The following is a 1,394-nucleotide window of genomic DNA, read 5'->3' on the forward strand; positions in this document are numbered from 1 at the left end:
CTCTATTTTTCCGCATAAAAATTCAATTTTCTCACACATCAAAAAAACGCCCTTAATTTCCTTCTATTATTAATCCCCAACTATTCTCCTTTTTGTCAACAACACAATAGGAATAATAAAGAGTCAGGGCATTTATCAAAACTTTAAAAATCAAATATGGGTGGTGTTATAACTTTTTAAGGCTTTTCCGATTAAACACTAAAGAGGGCCCTTAGGAAGAGATGTACGACATAAGATAATTATTTTTTACCTTTGATTTTTGTGTAAGGAGAAATCCAAAATCTAAACGAATGACCAGGAACTATTCCGTTGTCTCTTATAAGGGAGCTCAATTGCATTACGCCATTTATGGAGATGGCCCTAAAGCAGTGTTAGCTTTTCATGGTTATGGCCAAAGTCACAGTGAGTATTTCTGTTTCCATGAAGTTTTTGGGGACGAATACACGCTCTATAGTTTTGACCTATTTTTTCATGGAAATAGCACCTGGCACTTAAAGGATAAACCTATTTCTGAAGAATTTTTCCTCCAAATCATCCAACAGTTTTTAATAAAGCACCAAATCGAAAGATTTATACTTCTTGGTTTCAGTATGGGAGGAAAATTTGCTTTAAGTTGTCTGAAAGGTTTTCCGGAGAAGGTGGAAGAACTTCTGTTAATAGCCCCTGACGGGGTAAAAACTAGCTTTTGGTACACTTTGGTCACCTGGCCAAAAGTTTTTCGAAATTATTTTAAGAGAATAATTTTTCGTCCAAACCCTTTTTTCAAAATGCTCCACATTTTTCAACGCCTTGGCATTGTTCATAAAAGTCTGGGAAGATTTGCATCCACCCAAATGGACACTTACCGAAAAAGACGAAGGGTGTATTTTACTTGGGTGGTATTTCGAAAATTAACTTTTAATATGGCCGAAATCAGTAAGCTCATAAATCAACACCAAATTAAAACCCAAATTTTCATGGGGCGTTTTGACCGGGTTATTACCATAAAAAACCTCAGACGCCTAAAAAGACAATTAAGGGATTACCATCTCATTGTCCTGGAATGTGGGCACACATCACTGGTAAAAAAAGTATGCCATTATTTATTAAATCAGAGGATTCAACAACAGTCGTAGCAAATTATTCCAATAAAAATAGAGCTGTTTCCCTCAAAATCTCTGATTGGCTTTCAACAACTGTAAAAAAAAATGATTATTATTCAAGAATCTCAAATTAGTTGAGGTGGGTATCAATTTCTCCACTAAGAACTTAAATCTACCCTTCTACCACATAAATTTTTGACTTCTTTTTTAATTTTTCTATTCCTTGAATAAATCATTGCAAGTTCATCATCAGGAATTCTTCAGAATTATTTAATATTGTGCTGTCAAACGCATTGACCAAACCCATAAAAA

Annotated in this window: 1 protein-coding gene; it reads left to right on the plus strand. The window is 34.4% G+C overall.

Going from position 1 to position 1,394, the window contains the following annotated elements:
* The first annotated feature begins 290 nt into the window (after window positions 1–290).
* A complete protein-coding gene (locus E1171_RS01360; RefSeq protein ID WP_155203334.1) occupies window positions 291–1,115 on the plus strand; it encodes an alpha/beta fold hydrolase in 825 nt (274 codons plus the stop codon).
* The last annotated feature ends 279 nt before the right edge of the window (window positions 1,116–1,394 follow it).

Source organism: Xanthovirga aplysinae, assembly GCF_009711365.1.
Taxonomy (GTDB): Bacteria; Bacteroidota; Bacteroidia; order Cytophagales; family Cyclobacteriaceae; genus Xanthovirga; species Xanthovirga aplysinae.

Bases quoted from the DNA above. Each gene is read 5' to 3' on its own strand.
- E1171_RS01360 (WP_155203334.1), top strand. From the start codon at position 291: ATGACCAGGAACTATTCCGTTGTCTCTTATAAGGGAGCTCAATTGCAT.